Raw genomic sequence first — 18,076 nt, 5'->3', positions numbered from 1 at the left:
TCATCGATTTAATCGAAATTGACGGCGCCTCCAGAACACGGGTGGAAGATACGCGCGAACTATTGGAAAATGTCCAGTACTCACCAACTAACGGTCGCTTCAAAATCTACTTGATTGATGAAGTACATATGCTCTCTCAACATAGTTTCAATGCGTTGTTAAAAACGCTGGAAGAACCACCAGCTCATGTCAAATTCCTATTGGCTACGACTGATCCACAAAAATTACCTGTTACAGTCCTTTCGCGCTGCCTGCAGTTTAGTCTCAAGCATTTACCCTCAGAATTGATTAGTCAGCATTTGCAACATATTCTCAATGAAGAACAGCTACCCTTTGAAATAGAGGCTATAGAGCTTTTAGCCAAAGTAGCTAAAGGAAGCATGCGCGATGCCTTGAGTCTCCTCGATCAAGCAATTGCCAGTAGTGATGATTGCTTACAAACGCGGGTAGTAAAATCAATCCTGGGGTATACGCAACAAGACTATGCTATTCAACTTTTAAATGCTCTGGCAGCACTCGACGCTCAACAACTTATTCAGGTCAGCAGACAAATTGCGGTTGAAGGAGGACATTTCCGCTATGTGCTCGACTCCTTATTGGATTACCTGCACCAAATCACTGTCACACAGACTTTGTCTGATGGAAATCCACTCATAGCTACCCAGTTGGAAGTCAAAGTATTAGCCAAGCATTTTAGCCCGGAAGATGTGCAATTATTTTATCACATTGGTCTTAAAGGCTCTGAAGAAATGTATCTGGCCCCAACCTTGGCTGTTGGTTTTGAAATGATCATGCTGCGTATGTTGACATTCAAGCCAGCGGGAAAAGCGAATACACCACCACTAGCCTATGAAGTAGCCGCTAAAAAACCCCTGGTGCTTGAGGAAAATTCCAGTCTGCCGTTGATTAAATCGGATAAGCAGGCAGAGCCGGTTATTATTGAAGCAAACAATAGAAGCACAATAGAACCAGAACCACCTACACCATTGCAGCAGCCTGTTGTGCAAGAATCTGTCTTAACGATATCTGACGATTGGAGTGTGATCGTAACTCAACTGAAGTTGACAGGTCTAACGCTCAATGCAGCTGAAAATGCTGAACTAATAGCAAAAACTGGGCGTGAAATAACGCTGCGGGTTGCTAGAGGCCACCAATCCTTATTTACTCCCGCGGTTACAAGTCGTTTAGAACAGGCTTTAGGTACCTATTATAAGGAATCGATTAAAATTGTACTAAGTACTGGTGAAGCTGTACAATCATCGCCGGCCCAGAAAAAACAGATTGCTCAAGGCTTGCGTCAACAAGAAGCAGAAATAGCCCTGCAAAATGACCCATTCCTTCACCAGTTGAAAGAGGAATTTTCGGCCGAATTAGTTCAAAATTCTATTGAACCCAGTAAAGATGGATTATAATTATTACATTTAACTAGCGAGAGAATAGAGATGGATATTAATCAAAATCTTGGCAACTTGATGAAAGAAGCCCAAAAAATGCAGCAACGTATGCAAGAAGCCCAACAACAACTGAGTCAGTTGCTCGTTGATGGTGAAGCAGGTGGTGGCATGATCAAAGTAAAAATGAATGGCCGTCATGATGTTACTGAAGTCAAAATCAATCCTTCATTAATGGACGAAGAGGTTGAAATGATGGAAGATTTAGTTGCAGCAGCGATTAATGATGCAGTGCGAAAAGTAGAAAAAGCATCGAAAGAAAAAATTAGTCAGTTAACTGCAGGACTCAATATTCCTACTGACTTCCTGAAGGAAGAAGATAAGGAATAAGAGGGATAATGGACACACTAAGCCGCCTAGTGGACGCTTTGCGTTGTCTGCCCGGAGTTGGACCGAAATCCGCGCAGCGCATGGTGTTTCATTTATTGCAACATCAACGCCAGCGCGGCTTGCACCTTGCTTCCTGCTTAGAAGAAGCAATGAATATTATCCATCATTGTAAGCGTTGTAATAATTATACCGAACAGGATTTTTGTAAACTCTGTCAAAACCCCGCAAGGGATCTGAAGACACTCTGCATAGTAGAAAATCCTGCTGATGTGCTCGCAGTTGAACAAAGCAATGCGTTTACTGGCAGTTACTATGTACTGATGGGAAGAATTTCTCCCCTTGATGGCATGGGGCCAGATGACATAGGATTACCCAAATTGCGCGAATTGGTTGTTAAAGAAGAAATCAAAGAAGTCATTCTTGCTTTAAGCCCCACCATAGAAGGCCAGACAACCGTTCATTTTATACACGAATTACTGCGCGATCACCCAGTCCAGGTGAGCCAATTAGCTCATGGGATCCCCTCTGGAGGCGAGTTAGAGTTTTTGGACGGCAATACCATCGGTAGCGCACTTAGAAATCGGGCCAGAGTGAATGTTTAAGATCAAGCCGTTTACACAAGTTTTTAGCCTGCTAGTCTGTTTATTCCTGATGAACAATGGAATGAGCGCTACTTTTCACAAAAACCTTTGGCCAATTTGGGAAGTAAATAACCCTTTATCAACAGAAACAATTGCACATGACGATTGGCAAACATTTTTGAGTAAACGAATTATTACCAACGAAGAAGGCATTAATCTGGTTGACTATCCTAATCTCACTGAAGCGGATTACGATTTACTAAAATCCTATATTGAAAAAATGGCTAAAATCGATATTGATGCCTATAACCGAAATGAGCAACTTGCTTTTTGGCTCAATCTCTACAATGCCCTTACTATCCAAATCGTAGCGGACTACTATCCTGTAGGAAGTATCGAAGAAATCAATATTTCACCCGGTTTATTTAGTATCGGTCCTTGGGGAGCCAAGCTAATCACGATCAATCATACCCCTTTGTCACTTGATGAAATACAAAACCGTATTATTCGCCCTATCTGGAATGATCCAAGAACCCTCTATGCAATAAATAATGCAGCAATAGGCTCTGCCAATCTAAATAAGCAAGCCTATCATGGTGCCACAATTGAGCAAGAATTAAATGAGGCAGCCAGAGGCTACATTAATTCACTCCGAGGCGTACAGGTTATTGAAGGTAAGCTCATTGTATCCAAGATCTATGATTGGTTTAATGAAGACTTCGGTGGCACAAAACGTGATGTGATCAATCATATTAAACAATTTGCCAAAGAACCACTACTGAGCCAACTTAAGCATATCAATACGATCAATGGTTACGTTTATAATTGGCACCTAAACAGTACAGTAGTCACACAGCCGTGAAAAGAAGAGAGGGTATAGGCGATTACTGTACCAATTTCGCCTTATTCAATTTAGTTTTTTTAGTTTTACAATTCGCTTATATCCTTGCCCAGGGAGGCAGTTTTCTAAAAGCTATTCCCTTGCCTATCAGTGTTTATATCGAGTTGGCAACAGCGCTTATCATTCAAGTTCTGCTTTATGTGCTCTTAACTCTCCTACAAACTGCCATGCTCTGGGGAATCGCAGAATATCTACCCACAAAAAAAGCGCTTGAGCGCTGGCAAGTGATTGTTTTTTGCCTCTCACTGACTGCCCTGCTGACGGCTAATTGCTATTTCTTTCCTTTAAGCGCTTTCAGTCGTTTATTTTTACCCGGGCTACCGCCACTTTTACTCAAAATGACCTTTTACCTATCGTTGCTGATACTGGGCCTGTTGATTTTAAATACTTTATGGCAAGCTTGGCATCGTCGCCCTATAATTTTCATCTGTATTTTTCTAGTTTGTGTAAGCACATTATTTTTTCTTGGTTATGAAAAAGCTCAAATAAAGCACGACGGGATTGCGTCCAACACACCGAATATTTTTCTGATTGGTATTGATTCGTTAAGTCCTGAACGAGTGAGTGCTCACAATACACCCAATCTCGATCAATTTATACAACAGAGTATCGTATTCAAGGAAACTGTTAGCCCTCTGGCGCGTACCTATTCGGCCTGGGCAAGTATCCTGACAGGGATGTATCCCCTGCACCACCAGGCCCGTTATAATTTGATGCCAGCGGACCTTGTAAAAAGCAAGGAAAGCATTGTCTGGACTATGCAGAGCCTGGGTTATCAAACCGTTTTTGCCACTGATGATAGACGGTTTAGCAGTATCAGTAACGATTTTGGTTTTGAAAAAGTGATAGGGCCTAAACTGGGTGTCAATGATGTGCTCTTAGGCACTTTTAATGATTTTCCTTTAAGTAACTTACTGATTAATCTTCCTATCAGTCACTGGTTGTTTCCTTATAATTACCTTAACCGTTCCAGTCATTTTTCTTATTACCCGAGTACTTTTGATAGAGTCCTACATCAATTCATAAAACAGCATAACCCACAAACACCTCTTTTTATGGCAGTGCACTTTACCTTGCCTCACTGGCCCTACGCCTGGGCAGCTTCTTCCCCTGCCCAAGTAAAAAATGAATACTCTGTGCAAGAACGGGGACAACTGTATCTAGACGCCGTTTATAAAGCAGACGAACAAATTGGTAAGTTCTTGACTGCATTACAACAGGCTGATCTGTTACAAAATAGTTTGATCATTGTTCTCAGCGATCATGGGGAAGCCCTCTACGAACCAGGATCACGCCCTCTTACTCTCGCAAACTATCAAGGTAAGCAAGAAAACAAATTAAGCGATTATTTCAAGCGCAAGACTTCCACAACATTAGAAATGAGTGCAGGACACGGTTCAGATTTACTTAGCCCGGCACAATTTTTTTGTCTGCTGGGTTTTAAAATTTTTAATCAGGGACAGTTAATAACTGTTCCCGGCAAAATAGACAGGCGGGTGGCTTTGATTGATATAGCCCCAACAATCTATAGCTTCTTAAATTTGCCTTTAAAGAAAAATTTTGATGGCATTTCATTACTCAATGCGCTTACTCACCACGAACTGCCTCCTGATAACCGTGTATTTATGCTGGAAAGTGGTGAACTACCTAATCAGATTGTCTCAAGAGAAAAAGCCAGAAAATTAGGAAAACTATTGTATAGAGTTAATCCAGAAAATGGGCAATTGCAAATACGTAAAGATAAACTGGCCATATTAGATGCCCTGAAGCTATACGCAATTCTTGATGATGACTGGATTGTTGCTTTATACCCGGATGACTTCCAATATATTACTGTGATTTTACGTCTAAGCGATGATAAATGGACTGATAGCCTGGATTCATCATTTGCCCAAACCTCTCCTGCTCCAGAAATGTTAAAACAGCTCCTGCAATTTTATAAAAATGAGCTCGCCTCTTATCCAAAATCAAAACTTAAACCAAATCTATTGGATATCAACTAAATAAATGAGGCCTATTCCTGACCTTCATCAGTCTTAGAGCAATGCAAACCTAACGCCCACAAGAAAAAAATTCATTCACATGGCTAACGGGACAATTAATGCATCTACTTCGAGGTCATCTTATCGAATTTTTTATTTAGCGAGAACAAACCGAATTAATAGTGCTGCCAACTCAATCACGCTTGAAGATTACCCAACCACCTTAGCAAAGTAATTGATTCATTGAGTCGGTAAATGACAGCTGCCCCGAATACAAACGATTATCTTTAAATCATTCCAGAATTAGTAAGCGAGAGGTACATCAAAATACCTCTCGGCAGCTGTAGTCCCTAAAATTAACTATCGGTGCCGCTATCTGGCAGTACGCGTGTATTCTTACCATAAACAACTAGAACATGTTGTTTTACTTTTAGGTTTAAGTCTTCTGCCTGAGCTACAGAAACAATGGCGCCACTATTTAATTTAATCACGTAAACATAGCCACGGCCACCATCAATGTATTCACTGCCAGGTGCTTTCTCCGTTTTTTTATTCGCAGTATCTCTGCTATGAAACTTAACAGCCCGTTTTGAAATGATTGTACCAGAAGCAACTTTCTTTAACCGTCCAACCTCACTGACATCGTAATCACCAGGCGCGATGTCCTTCGAGCAGCTGCTCAACAATAAAGAGACTATTAAACCACACAAGCCAATAATTTTATTCATGCTTTTCCCCTCAAGCTATAAATTTGATAATGAGTATTCGCTGTATACAAACGCGCTCTATTCTACAAATTAGAAACAGTGATTACTAGCAATGACTGTTGAAAACAACAGAAGGCGTGATAGTTATAGCCAGAGGAAAAAAATTCTTGCAATTAAAATAAAGGCAATCAACTAAAAAATCACAAATTTGATAATAAACAGTATATAATCCTGCCAAGTATAGAATTGATTTGCATTCATGACGGAGAATGATTCATGCATCGCAAATATCTGCTCATCATTGATAATGCTCCACCAGATGGGCGTCTTTTAGAATATTTTGCTAAATTTGATTATCAGATTGAACAACAAACTGATCTCTCACAACTCAGTGGGAATATTAGTCAACCTGAGGCATTGCTAATCAATTGGGCTCTTATTCAAGAAGATCCAGCCCAGATCGATAATTTATATCATCGTTTTCAGGTGCCTTTAATTATTATTAGCGAACAAGCAAACGAAAATATATGTGTGCGCATGCTAGAGGCCGGTGCCGATGACTTTTTGATCAAACCCATTCATCCTCGTGAACTCCATGCCCGGATTTCTGCCATTAGTAGACGAGTACAACGCTCTTCGCAAGAAGCAGAGTCTGAAAAAAATGTTTTTCTTTTTGCCAACTGGCGACTTTATCCCGCTTCACGGCAACTCTTTGATAATAAAAATCAAGAGTTACCACTGAGCGTAGGTGAGTATGAATTGTTGCTGGCTTTTGTACGACAACCACAACGTGTTTTAGGCCGCGAATTTTTACTTCAACTCACAAAAAATACGGATTTGACCCCTTTTGATCGGCGCATTGATGTCCAAATTAGCCGCTTAAGGCAAAAAATTGAACCCAACGCCAAAAAACCAGCCCTGATTAAAACCATTAGAAATGGCGGTTATTTATTTACTGCACGGGTATTAGCTGTCAAAGAAAACGAAGAAATAAAATAACTAACGTCAGGCTGTTTACATTTCGCTATGCTTGAGTGCTTATGGTGCGATATTCAAGCATCGCAGCAGAGCATACGCACCAGTATGTGAGCAGCGAAGCGCAGAAAATCGCACCATAAGCTCCAAGATAGTAGAAATGTAACCTGCCCTATTATTTCCTCTTCTTATTCACCTTAAGCATACGCACTGTTTTAATCATATTATCGCTGACCATGAGTATTTCAATTTGAAAACTCTCGATTTGCAGACAACAATCCGGTGGAGGGATATAGCCCAAATGCTCAATGATTAAACCACTCAACGTGCGCGGTCCCAAGGAAGGTAACTGCCAGTTCAGTAAGCGCTTTAAATGGCGTAAAGTAATACTGGCATCAACAATAACAGACCCATCCTCTTGCTGGGTAATGTCCTTGCTCAAGGCTGCAATATCAGTTGTAAATTCGCCAACGACTTCCTCAAGAATATCCTCCATTGTCACCAACCCCAACAATTCACCATATTCATCCACCACAAAACAACTGCGTTTTTTCATTTTCTGGAAATTTAAAATCTGCACATTAAGAGGGGTTGCTTCTGGAATAAAATAAGGCGCATCGGCGATTTTTAATAAATTATCCATATCAAGACGTTCTTCTAAAGCCAAATTCAGTACACTTCGCACATGGACCATACCGACCAGATTATCAATCGTATCGCGATAAAGAGGAAGCCGGGTATGCTGTGCCGTTTCTAACTGCTCAAGTAAGTCATGCCAGGATTGCTCCAAATCAAGACCAATAATATCCGCTGTCGGAATCATGATGTCTTCAACAGTTGCTTGCTCCAAATCAAGCAAACTGATCAACATACTTTTATGCTCAACAGGTAAAAGCCCCCCTGCCTCATGGACTACTGAACGTAATTCCTCTCCGGATAAAGCTTCTTTTTGTACCTTATCAAGGGTGACGCCAAATAAACGCAAAATAGTATTGGTGATCCATGTGATTGTTTGAACCAAAGGAGCAAGAATAATTTGCAAAATTTGCAACGGAAAAGACGAAGTAAAAGCAACCTGTTGTGGATGCAAAGCGGCCAAGGTCTTGGGCGTCATTTCAGAAAACACGAGAATGACCAATGTTAGGATCAGAGTCGCTATGGCTACACCAGCATCCCCATATAAACGCTGGCCAACAAGCGTTGCTAGCGTTGAGGCGACTATATTCGCCAACGTATTACCAATTAACACGACACTAAGTAGTTTGTCGGGGCGAGCCAGCATTTGGTTAACACGTATAGCCTGTTTATCATTTTTTTTGACTAAATGGCGCAAACGGTAACGGTTTAAAGACATCATGCCAATTTCTGCACCAGAAAAAAAAGCTGATAATAAAACCAGCAGCACTAAAGCAATTAGAAGCGTGGGTAAAGAAAAAGAAAAATGCACTACATATCCCCAAGTAATTGCAAAGAAAATTAGTTCATCATATCAAAAAGACAAGATCTATAGCCAATTCCCTTAAAAAGCATGAAAAAAATTAGTAAGAGACTAATTTATTAATCAATCCTGCCTTTCCTGGCCAATAAAAGTTTTGGCAACCTGGCCACTGTGCTATAGTTAGAATTTTTGCATTAGGTAATTACCATGTTTGAGAATTTAACCGAACGCTTAACGCAAGCCTTTAAAACGATTAGCGGTCAAAGTCGCTTTACTCCAGAAAATATGCAACATGCTCTACGCGAAGTGCGTATGTCGTTGCTTGAAGCAGACGTGGCCTTACCTGTCATTAAAGAGTTTATTGAGCAGGTAAAACAAAAGGCACTTGGTCAGGAAGTCCAGGGGAGCTTAAAACCCGATCAAGCGCTGGTTAAAATTGTTCATGATGAATTAGTGCATATTTTAGGTGATACTCGCGCTGAGCTTAATTTTAAAACCCAACCTCCTGCAGTATTCCTGATGGCAGGCTTGCAAGGCTCTGGTAAAACAACCAGTAGTGCAAAATTAGCCCGCTACCTAAAAGAAACAGAAAATAAGAAAGTCATGTTAGTGAGTTTGGACGTATACCGACCCGCTGCCATTGAACAACTTAAAGTTTTAGCTGCTCAACTTGATGTTACTTTCTTTCCATCAGAAGCACATCAACAGCCTTTAGATATTGCCCAAAGAGCTTTGGACAGCGCCAAAAAACAATATATGGATGTAGTCATTTTTGATACAGCAGGCCGTTTACATGTTGATGCCGAGATGATGGCGGAGATCAAGGCACTCCATAAAGCAGTCAATCCGGTAGAAACTTTATTCGTTGTAGATAGCATGACGGGCCAGGATGCTGCGAATACAGCCAAAGCCTTCCATGAAGCCTTGCCTTTGACCGGTGTCATTCTCACCAAAACAGATGGTGATGCCCGCGGAGGAGCAGCACTTTCGGTTAAACACATTACCGGCCAACCCATCAAATTTTTGGGTAGCGGTGAAAAAATTGATCCGCTAGAACCTTTTCATCCAGATCGAATAGCCTCACGTATTCTAGGTATGGGAGATATTCTTACCCTGATTGAGGAAGTCGAGCGTAAAGCAGATAAGCAAGCCAGCGAAAAACTGGCCAAAAAGCTTAAAAAAGGAAAAGGGTTTGACTTGGAGGACTTTAAACAACAGCTACTCCAAATGAACAATATGGGTGGTATTGCCAGTATGATGAGTAAATTGCCTGGCATGAGTCAATTGCCACAACAAGCAATAAGCCAAGTCAATGACAAGGCCATGGCACAAACTGTCGCTATTATAAATTCCATGACCCCCAAAGAGCGCCGTATTCCTAAAATTATTGTCGGCTCACGAAAAAAACGCATCGCAGCTGGTTCAGGTACTCAAATTCAGGATGTTAACCGTCTGCTGAAACAATTTGAACAAATGCAAAAAATGATGAAGAAATTCACCAAGCCAGGCGGCATGAAACAAATAATGCGCGGGATGGGCGGCATGACTGGTTTAAAGGGGCTGTTTCCCGATGATATGAAATAATTCCTGTAATCACTTCCCATGCCGAATTAATTTTCGTACAATACACGGCATTTTTACGTAACCACTCTAAGTAGAGGAAAACAATGGTCGTTATACGTTTATCAAGAGCTGGCGCAAAGAAGCGTCCTTTTTACAATATGGTTGTCACTGACAGTCGCCGACGTCGTGATGGTAACTATATTGAGCGAATTGGTTATTTCAACCCTGTTGCGCGTGGTCAAGAAGTTCGCCTGCAGATTGAAATGGACAAATTAACTCATTGGCAAAATAGTGGCGCTCAGTTATCTGATCGCGTTCGTGCCTTAATCAAAGAATATAGCAAGAAGAGCGCTGCTGCTGAATAACGTGGACAAGGTTACTGATTGGGTTGTTGTTGGTCGTTTTGGTCGTGCGCATGGAATTAAAGGGCTCGTTATTGTTCATTCATTCACCGAGCCTCGTGATAATATCCTGCGTTATACAGATTGGCATGCCTATATAGGCAAACAATGGCAACCACTTAGCGTATTGCACATAGAAGTCAACGATAAATTGATTCTTGCCCAGATTGAAGGTTATAGCGAACGAGAGCAGGCGGCTAACCTGACTAATAGTGATATCGCGATTAGTCGCACTCAACTTCCTTCACTTAAACCAGGCGAATATTACTGGCATGAACTTGTTGGAATGGAGGTTGTTAATCTGCAAGGAATCTCCTTTGGCAAGGTAAAAGAAGTAATGCCGACTGGAGCCAATGATGTTTTGGTTGTAGAAGGAACAAAGCGATATTTGATTCCCTATTTACCGGATCAGTTTATTATGGACATCAATCCTGGCCAAAATCTTATAAGAGTTGACTGGGATGCGGATTTTTAGATAATGCTGCATTTAGGTGTGATAACACTGATGCCCGAGATGTTTGATGGCTTGCACCACGGTGTAGTGGGACGGGCTCTTGAGCAAGGGTTAGCGAAGGTAGACTGTTGGAATCCCCGTGAGTGGGCGACAAGGCCCTATCGTCAGGTGGATGATAAACCCTATGGCGGTGGTCCGGGTATGGTCATGATGTATGAGCCCTTACATGCAGCAATTAAGCATGCAAAGACTCAGTTGCCGACCTCTTGTAAGACCATCTATTTGAGTCCACAAGGGAAAGTAGTTCGCCAGTTTGATTTGAATGAAGTGGCAGCAAGCAAACGGCCCCTGCTTTTTATAGCAGGACGCTATGAAGGAATTGATGAGCGGATCATTACACATGATGTTGATGAAGAATGGTCGCTAGGAGATTTTGTTTTAAGTGGTGGTGAATTGGCAGCCATGGTGTTTATCGATGCGATTATACGCCTTCTGCCTGGCAGTCTTGGCCATTTGGGCTCTGCAGAACAAGATTCATTTATGAATGGTTTGCTGGATTGTCCACATTACACTAGACCAGCTACTATTAACGGTTTAGATGTTCCGCCAGTATTATTAGGTGGCCATCATCGAGATATTGAGCGCTGGCGTAGAAAACAAATGCTGGGTAAAACCTGGCTGAAACGTCCGGATTTATTAGAGAAAATACAGTTAAGTGATACGGACAAGCAGTTGCTTGTCGAGTTTAAACGCGAACACGGTGGTTCCTGATTAAAAGGAATACCCATTTGAGGAGTGACCATGACGAACATTATTGACCAATTAAATGCCGAACAAATGCAAGGCAAAAATATTCCTGATTTCAGTCCAGGTGATACCGTTTTAGTACAAGTAAAAGTAAAAGAAGGTACACGCGAGCGTTTACAGGCCTTCGAAGGTATTGTCATTGCTAAACGCAACCGCGGTTTAAATTCTGCGTTCACGGTTCGAAAAATTTCTCACAGCGTTGGTGTTGAGCGCGTATTCCAAACTTACAGTCCTGTTGTAGACAGCATTACTGTTAAGCGTCGTGGTGATGTTCGTCGTGCCAAGCTATATTATCTGCGTGATTTAGCTGGCCGTGCAGCACGTATCAAAGAAAAATTGACTAGCAAAAAAGAAAGTTAATTGCGGACCAAAATGCTCATCGTCACCGAATTCAGTACACCTGTTGGTTGGCTTGAAGTTGAGTACGATGAGCATTATATCCACCGCGCAAATTTTACTGAATCGCCCACTTCCAGCAAGCTAGTTAATCAACTGACCAACACCATTGCGATGGAAATCGATCATTATTTCCAAAACCCTCACTATCGTTTTCAATTGCCATTAAAACCACAAGGTACTCTCTATCAGCAGCGGGTTTGGAATGCTTTACTGGTTATTCCCGTAGGCCGCACCTTTACCTATGGTGAATTGGCAAAGACATTGCAATCAAGTCCCCGTGCTATTGGCCAGGCTTGTAAAAGTAATCCTTTAGCCTTGTTTATTCCTTGCCATCGTGTAGTTGGCAAAACCAACTGTGGCGGCTATATGGGGCAAACTACCGCTCTGCATTACAAAACAGATCTACTACGCCATGAAGGAATCGTTTACTAACTTGGCATAGTTCAAGCATGCTTCACTATCAGAATTCTGCGTAATAGCCGATAATATTAGAATAGAACAACGGAGTGTTAGTCTATGAAAACAATCAATCTAGCGTCGCTTCTGTTTATACTGCCATTGAGCACAGCCTTTGCTAACTGTGATTTGACACGCTTTCGTTGGGATTGTGATATCCCCATACAAGTTAAATCTTCGCGCGCCGCCCATTCACTGGTTTATTGTGGTAACAGTTATGGCTATCTGACCCCCGCCCAATACGAACAATTAGTTCGCTACCATCGTGCCAGCGTGAATATGGTATTGAAAATAAACGGTGAATATGTCGATAGTCCTTGTGTCCCTGATGAGCGCTTCTGATAGATTCACAGAACTTACGAAAAACTCCGATCTCTTCGTTAAAATTTTGTCTCGACTTTTTTCGTAAGTCCTGATTCATCGCTTCCTATTTCCCAAGCTAAAGACCATAAGGTCCACTAATCAATTGACTATCTACCCTCATCAATTTATAACTACCCTTTCTTGTTTTTTATTACTTGCTTCTATGTCGCACAATCAACTTGAAATTGATGGGATTGTTATAAACATCATAAGAAAACCGATAAAAAACATACATCTACGTATATATCCGCCTCATGGTGAGGTCAGGGTCAGCGTACCATTAAGATTTTCTATGGCCCTGATTCACCGGCAGCTGGAAGCCAAAAGCGCCTGGATTCATGCCCAGCGAGCCCGTTTAACTCAAAATCCCCCCCAACCCAGCCCTCGTTTTGAATCAGGCGAACATCATTATTTTTTAGGTAAATCATTTGCATTCGTTATTCACGAGAATAGTCAACAGGCAAAAATCGTTATCGATGACCGCTTTATCCACTGTTTTACCAAAGCTGATTCAACGGTAACCATTAGAGAAGTCCTGTTAAAAAGCTGGTACAGAGAACAAATGAAAGCAGTTTTACCCCAACTACTACAGAAATGGGAACCAATAATCGGGGTAAACGTGAACAGCTGGGGAATCAAACTAATGAAAACCCGCTGGGGCTCTTGCAACGTCCGTGCGCAACGAATCTGGCTGAATCTTAATCTGATTAAAAAACCCTTGGTTTGCCTGGAATATGTTTTAGTTCATGAAATGGTTCATCTATTGGAAGCTAGCCACAATAAGCGTTTCCATGCGTTAATGACCCGATTTATGCCCCAGTGGCGCGACTATCAAAAACAGCTGGAAAACCCCATGGTGAGTTCATCCTGAGAACCCTGGGCACCTGAATTAATTTTGGCGGTAAAACCTATCCAAGAATTTGTCCAGACCTGCTTTAAGGCAACACTCAATAATGGACGTTTATTAACCAGTGACCTGAGATTAATTAATCCTCATTAGCCAGGTAAGCCATTATATTTTCATGGAAAGACATTCTACTAATCGCTGGACATAGGGCTCAAAAAACATGGTTTCATGATTCCCAGATATCGCATACTGCTTAATTTCACCCTCAACATAAGGACGCCAACCATTATTAAAGTCATCAATGAGTTTAAATGAAGGCCATAATTCACTTGCCTTAAATAAGGTCACATCCGCCTTCAAGGAAGAGAGTTTATAATTGAGTAATAACGTCTTTCGATATTGTTCCAATTCATATAAAGACTCTTTTGTCTTGTTATTGATCGTGGATTGATTATCTTCTGTCTGGCTTAAGAATATGGATGTATCTTCCTGCATTAAGTCATGAGGATAATGAGCCCACCCATCGAACAACCCTAGAAATTGAATGGATTTTTTTTCATTGACGAGTTGTTTTGCCATTTCAAAAGCAACTGTAGCGCCGAATGAGGCTCCTCCCAGGCAGTATTGATCACCTGAATACACTTTTTTTATTTCCTGCAAATAAAAACTGGCCATCTCCTCCAAAGCGTTAAAGCGAAGAAGCATTCCATCCAGATTAGGATCCTGAATACCATAAACAGTGTATTTACCATGCAAATATGAAGCTAATTGCTTATACCAAAAGACTGAACCACCCACGGGGTGCACTAAAAACAAAGGCGGCTCGTCTTTACCGGTTGCCAATTTAATTAAAGGGTTTGCTTTGATAGAAAAATGCTTTTCTGAACGTTTACTCGCTAAAAACTCATCAATTTTGGTCGCTAAACTTGAAATAGTTGGATACTCAAACACTAATTGCAGGGGCAAATTTAAATTGTAATGCGTTTTTAAAGTGGATATGAGCTGCAAAGCCGTGAGTGAATCGCCCCCCATGGCAAAAAAATCCTCCTGGGCAGAATGGACCTTCCTGTGAAAAATTTGCTCCCAAATTCCTTTGATTTCCTTTTCGTGGGGTGTTAATGCATCAATTGTATCTTGTTCATTAAATCGTAAAAGTTGAAATCCTTGCCGTTCTAATGAAGTAAAATCTATTTTTTCATTCTCTTTTAAAGGAATTGATTTTATGACACAAAATTCGCGCGGTATCATATAGCCAGGCAGATAGTCAGCCAAATACTCCCTTAATTCGTTGCTGGTTTTTGGCTTTTTATCAGTCACCAAATAGGCTCGCAAATAAGCTTCTTTTGATTTTCCTCGCATCACGACAACCACTGCTTGATGAATTCCAGGAAATTTAACCAAAATCGATTCAATAGCCGGTAATTCGATACGGTAACCCTGAATTTTGACTTGGTGATCATTTCTTCCAAAAAACTGCAAACTTCCACCTGGCAACCAACACACCATATCGCCTGTACGATAAAGCACTTCATTGGGCTTGGTGAAATCCACATGGATAAACTTCTCTTGTGTTAGGTCAGGCCGATTCAGATAACCTTTGGTTACTTGAGCTCCACCAATATATAGCTCTCCTTTTACACCAAAAGGACAGAGATTTTTGTATTGATCGAGAACATAACCGGTCGAATTAAAAGCCGGTTGGCCAATCGGAACTGAGGTTCCATTATCCAACTCATCCTTATTCACAAAATAAGAAGTGACTGACACCGTCGTTTCTGTAGGACCATATTCATTGATGACCTGATGGTGAGGGCATAACGATAACCATCGTTTCACATCAGTACTTAAAACCACATCAGCCCCGAGTAACAAATAACGTAAATGAACCAAATCAATTACTTCCTGAGGGTAATTCAGCAACATTTCAAGATAACCAGGGGTTAACTCCGCATGAGTGACCAGGTGCTTTTTAAGATGGGTCAGGTAAAGTTGTGGATTTGTTTTTTGGGCATCAGTGGCTATAGCAATGGCCCCCCCCACTAATAAAGGAGCAAGGGTACAAGGCACCGAGAGATCAAACGCAATGGATGACGAGAAATCAATAGTACATTTTTCATCAAAATGGGTTGTCTCAGTGAACCACTTGCAATAATTAATAATGTTTTTATGGGTGACAACAACCCCCTTTGGCCTTCCTGTTGTACCCGAAGTAAACATAATATAAGCAATCTTGTTTGTTATGGTTAAACCGTCTGGTACCTGCTCGCAGGCCTTTTGCGGAGTCGATAAAATAGCCTCGACGGTTAACAACTCAACCTTTTTCTCTTTTTGCTTGAAAAAATCGTTAAATTGTTCCACTGATTTTTGCTGGATAAAAAGGCAAGAAAGATTAGCATCTTCAACAATTTGTTCTATTTTCAGTAAAGGATATTTGGTATCCAGAGGAACATAGGCACAATTGGCCTTTAAAATCCCTAGTATCACAGCAAGCATCTCTATACTTCGCTGAAGGTACAATCCGATAAAGTGTTGTGGAGGAAGTTGTCGCTGCCGTATGCGATTGGCAACCCGCTCAGCGAGTTCATTCAGCTCCAAGTAAGTGACTGATAAATGATTGAAATAAACAGCTACCTTGTCTGGATTGTTTGCCACTTGGGTTTCAAAAAGCATTACCAGTGATTTTTCAGGCAGGTATCTCGTCTTTCCTTTTCCCCATACCTGCAATAAGTTGTAACGTTCAGCTTGTGTCAAAAAGCAAAACTTTCTTGCACTAACAAAAGGGTGATTAATTAACTGGATAAGAATATTAACGAGATGCTGGGTACAATGCGACATGAGTTCTTTCAGTAACGAATCATCTCTGTTTAGCTCCATACGATGCAGAATCTCAATTTTACCTCTATCCGGATCCAAATTAAAATAAAGCACCGTTTCCGTTTGGCAAGGATACTCTTTATTAGCCCCTGAAAGATTAATAACAATCCCTGATTCCATTTGACTTCCTTTCAACTCAGGGTGTCTTGCAGCAATATCACTCAGAAATACAGAGCGCTTATCGAGTTCGACCAATGATTTGGTTACCGACTCAAGTGCCTCTTGAAATGAAAAATCATTTTCTTTATGGAAAAGCAACGGTAAAAACCCTGAAAATAAAGGGCCGAATTGCTCTTGAAGATGATTATACTCAGGCTGAACAATTGAAATTGATAGCTGTTCCTGGTTATTTAGGCGATACAAATAGATTAATATGGCTGTTAATAGCAGTTCTACCTTGTTATCAAATTGTTTGCTGGGGAAGATGTCATTTAAGCTAATGGATGTTTCCAAACGTTCAAATTCCATCGATTGTTTGAGACGCTGTAGATTAAAAGTATTATGCTCAGATATCGCTTTTATTTTACTAATCCAATAGCGCTCGTTAGCTAATGCAGAGCTGTGGTATTTCCTTTGCGCTTCTATATCTTTTACCCTGTAGTAAGGTAAGACTTGCCCAACTTGCAGGCCATGACTATTGACCCAATCTTTAATTGAAATTGGCTCACCTGCCAAGGAGAGTAATTCAACAAATTTAATGGGTTGACCTACTGTGCTAACTACAAGGCCGTTTTCTTCAATAGCCAGGATTGTACCTAATTTATTCTCAGCGGTGTTGGGAGCGCTTACCAGTTCAACCTGGGAAACAATCGCGTAGTCCCTGTCTGCCAGTAATTTTAAGGTGCCAACATGATTACTATATTTTTGAATGGATAAAGCTCGCGTGATGCGCTCAATCGTTTTGGCTGAAAAAAGCCGCCAATCAATAAATCCAAAACACGGTAAATGATGATTTGCAGCAAAATAACTCCGCTTATCAAGCACTTGCTTTCTAGGTGCAAGCAAACCGGCTTCGATAAGCTTAATCATCTGAGTAAAGGATGAAATCGCATTTTCATAACAACGCAAATTTAATGTAAGCACCGTATCATTAGGATGGATTGGCAAGGACTGTTGATAAACAATCTCCCCCTCATCAATCTTGTCATTCATGATATGCCAGGTGACACCATGCTCTTTTTCGTTGTGAACAAGTGCCCAGGAGGTAGAATTCAGACCTGCAAATTTAGGTAAAAGTGAATCATGATAGTTAATGGCATAACAGCGGGCTAAATTTCGAATTGATTTTGATAAAATGCGACTATTCACAATACTGAACAAATAATCAACCTGAAAAGGCTCGATATTTGCAAGCTTATCAATACTGGCGATCCAGGAAATTCCATGTTCTTCAGCCCACTCTTGAACACTGTGCAGTGGCGAAATAACCAAGTGTATGCGATGATTGCGAGATAAAAGTTGATCACCACACTGAATAACTAAACTATCTTCACCAATAAGGCAGGTGGTTATCTCCATATTAGGATCCTCAATGGTATATAATTCAA

At 41.0% G+C, this 18,076-nt stretch carries 17 protein-coding genes (1 of these 17 running past the window's edge); 14 read left to right on the top strand and 3 right to left on the bottom strand.

Annotated features, from left to right (window positions below):
- The 5 genes in view from dnaX to DYC89_RS02600 are tightly spaced (at most 30 nt apart) and all read left to right on the top strand, a layout consistent with a single transcriptional unit that may run on beyond the window.
- A protein-coding gene (gene dnaX / locus DYC89_RS02620) for a DNA polymerase III subunit gamma/tau (RefSeq protein ID WP_115220375.1) crosses the window boundary here: on the top strand, window positions 1–1,412 show its 3' portion. Its footprint begins 259 nt before the window's first position; only the last 1,412 of its 1,671 coding nucleotides appear in the window; its start codon lies off the left edge, out of view; its stop codon occupies window positions 1,410–1,412.
- 30 nt (window positions 1,413–1,442) lie between these two features.
- Window positions 1,443–1,781 carry a YbaB/EbfC family nucleoid-associated protein gene (locus tag DYC89_RS02615; RefSeq protein WP_058443935.1) on the top strand — a complete coding sequence of 113 codons (339 nt, stop codon included), beginning with the start codon at window positions 1,443–1,445 and terminating at the stop codon, window positions 1,779–1,781.
- Window positions 1,782–1,789: 8 nt separating this feature from the next.
- On the top strand, window positions 1,790–2,383 hold the full coding sequence (gene recR, locus DYC89_RS02610) for a recombination mediator RecR (RefSeq protein WP_115220374.1): 594 nt from the start codon (window positions 1,790–1,792) through the stop codon (window positions 2,381–2,383).
- A complete protein-coding gene (locus DYC89_RS02605) occupies window positions 2,376–3,224 on the top strand; it encodes a DUF547 domain-containing protein (protein ID WP_115220373.1) in 849 nt (282 codons plus the stop codon). Before recR ends, DYC89_RS02605 begins: the two co-directional genes overlap by 8 nt.
- Window positions 3,221–5,266 (top strand): sulfatase-like hydrolase/transferase, encoded by a 2,046-nt coding sequence (locus DYC89_RS02600; RefSeq protein ID WP_115220372.1) that lies wholly within the window; start codon window positions 3,221–3,223, stop codon window positions 5,264–5,266. Before DYC89_RS02605 ends, DYC89_RS02600 begins: the two co-directional genes overlap by 4 nt.
- Window positions 5,267–5,601: 335 nt before the next feature.
- Here DYC89_RS02600 and DYC89_RS02595 read toward each other — a convergent pair whose 3' ends face one another.
- Window positions 5,602–5,973 (bottom strand): hypothetical protein, encoded by a 372-nt coding sequence (locus DYC89_RS02595; RefSeq protein WP_115220371.1) that lies wholly within the window; start codon window positions 5,971–5,973, stop codon window positions 5,602–5,604.
- A gap of 255 nt (window positions 5,974–6,228) precedes the next feature.
- Here DYC89_RS02595 and DYC89_RS02590 point away from each other — a divergent pair, with 255 nt between their 5' ends.
- Complete coding sequence (locus DYC89_RS02590; protein ID WP_115220370.1) at window positions 6,229–6,951, top strand: winged helix-turn-helix domain-containing protein; 723 nt, start codon at window positions 6,229–6,231, stop codon at window positions 6,949–6,951.
- A gap of 151 nt (window positions 6,952–7,102) precedes the next feature.
- Here DYC89_RS02590 and DYC89_RS02585 read toward each other — a convergent pair whose 3' ends face one another.
- Window positions 7,103–8,374 (bottom strand): HlyC/CorC family transporter, encoded by a 1,272-nt coding sequence (locus DYC89_RS02585; protein WP_115220369.1) that lies wholly within the window; start codon window positions 8,372–8,374, stop codon window positions 7,103–7,105.
- Between the two features lie 198 nt (window positions 8,375–8,572).
- Between DYC89_RS02585 and ffh the strand changes: the two genes are divergently transcribed.
- The 8 genes from ffh to DYC89_RS02545 all read left to right on the top strand — a co-directional run bounded on the left by ffh (window position 8,573) and on the right by DYC89_RS02545 (window position 13,679).
- On the top strand, window positions 8,573–9,949 hold the full coding sequence (ffh, locus tag DYC89_RS02580) for a signal recognition particle protein (RefSeq protein WP_115220368.1): 1,377 nt from the start codon (window positions 8,573–8,575) through the stop codon (window positions 9,947–9,949).
- Between the two features lie 83 nt (window positions 9,950–10,032).
- Window positions 10,033–10,293, top strand: a complete 261-nt coding sequence (rpsP, locus tag DYC89_RS02575; RefSeq protein ID WP_115220367.1) for a 30S ribosomal protein S16 — start codon at window positions 10,033–10,035, stop codon at window positions 10,291–10,293.
- A 1-nt stretch (window position 10,294) separates the two neighbouring features.
- A complete protein-coding gene (gene rimM / locus DYC89_RS02570) occupies window positions 10,295–10,804 on the top strand; it encodes a ribosome maturation factor RimM (RefSeq protein WP_115220366.1) in 510 nt (169 codons plus the stop codon).
- Window positions 10,805–11,554, top strand: a complete 750-nt coding sequence (gene trmD / locus DYC89_RS02565; protein ID WP_181879438.1) for a tRNA (guanosine(37)-N1)-methyltransferase TrmD — start codon at window positions 10,805–10,807, stop codon at window positions 11,552–11,554.
- A gap of 30 nt (window positions 11,555–11,584) precedes the next feature.
- Entirely contained in the window at window positions 11,585–11,950 is a 366-nt protein-coding gene (rplS, locus tag DYC89_RS02560) for a 50S ribosomal protein L19 (protein ID WP_115220364.1), read from the top strand.
- 12 nt (window positions 11,951–11,962) lie between these two features.
- The gene (locus tag DYC89_RS02555) at window positions 11,963–12,421 is read left to right on the top strand and encodes a methylated-DNA--[protein]-cysteine S-methyltransferase (protein ID WP_115222628.1); all 459 of its coding nucleotides are present in this window, start codon (window positions 11,963–11,965) and stop codon (window positions 12,419–12,421) included.
- A gap of 84 nt (window positions 12,422–12,505) precedes the next feature.
- A complete protein-coding gene (locus tag DYC89_RS02550) occupies window positions 12,506–12,787 on the top strand; it encodes a hypothetical protein (protein ID WP_058443911.1) in 282 nt (93 codons plus the stop codon).
- A 184-nt stretch (window positions 12,788–12,971) separates the two neighbouring features.
- Complete coding sequence (locus DYC89_RS02545; RefSeq protein ID WP_115220363.1) at window positions 12,972–13,679, top strand: M48 family metallopeptidase; 708 nt, start codon at window positions 12,972–12,974, stop codon at window positions 13,677–13,679.
- Between the two features lie 141 nt (window positions 13,680–13,820).
- On the opposite strand, the gene DYC89_RS02540 is transcribed toward DYC89_RS02545, so the two are convergent.
- A complete protein-coding gene (locus DYC89_RS02540; RefSeq protein WP_115220362.1) occupies window positions 13,821–18,047 on the bottom strand; it encodes an amino acid adenylation domain-containing protein in 4,227 nt (1,408 codons plus the stop codon).
- Window positions 18,048–18,076: the final 29 nt, after the last annotated feature.

Source organism: Legionella donaldsonii, assembly GCF_900452385.1.
In the GTDB taxonomy this organism is placed as follows: Bacteria; Pseudomonadota; Gammaproteobacteria; order Legionellales; family Legionellaceae; genus Tatlockia; species Tatlockia donaldsonii.
The sequence above is the reverse complement of the archived record's forward strand: the minus strand, read 5'-3'. Positions and strand labels throughout refer to the sequence as shown.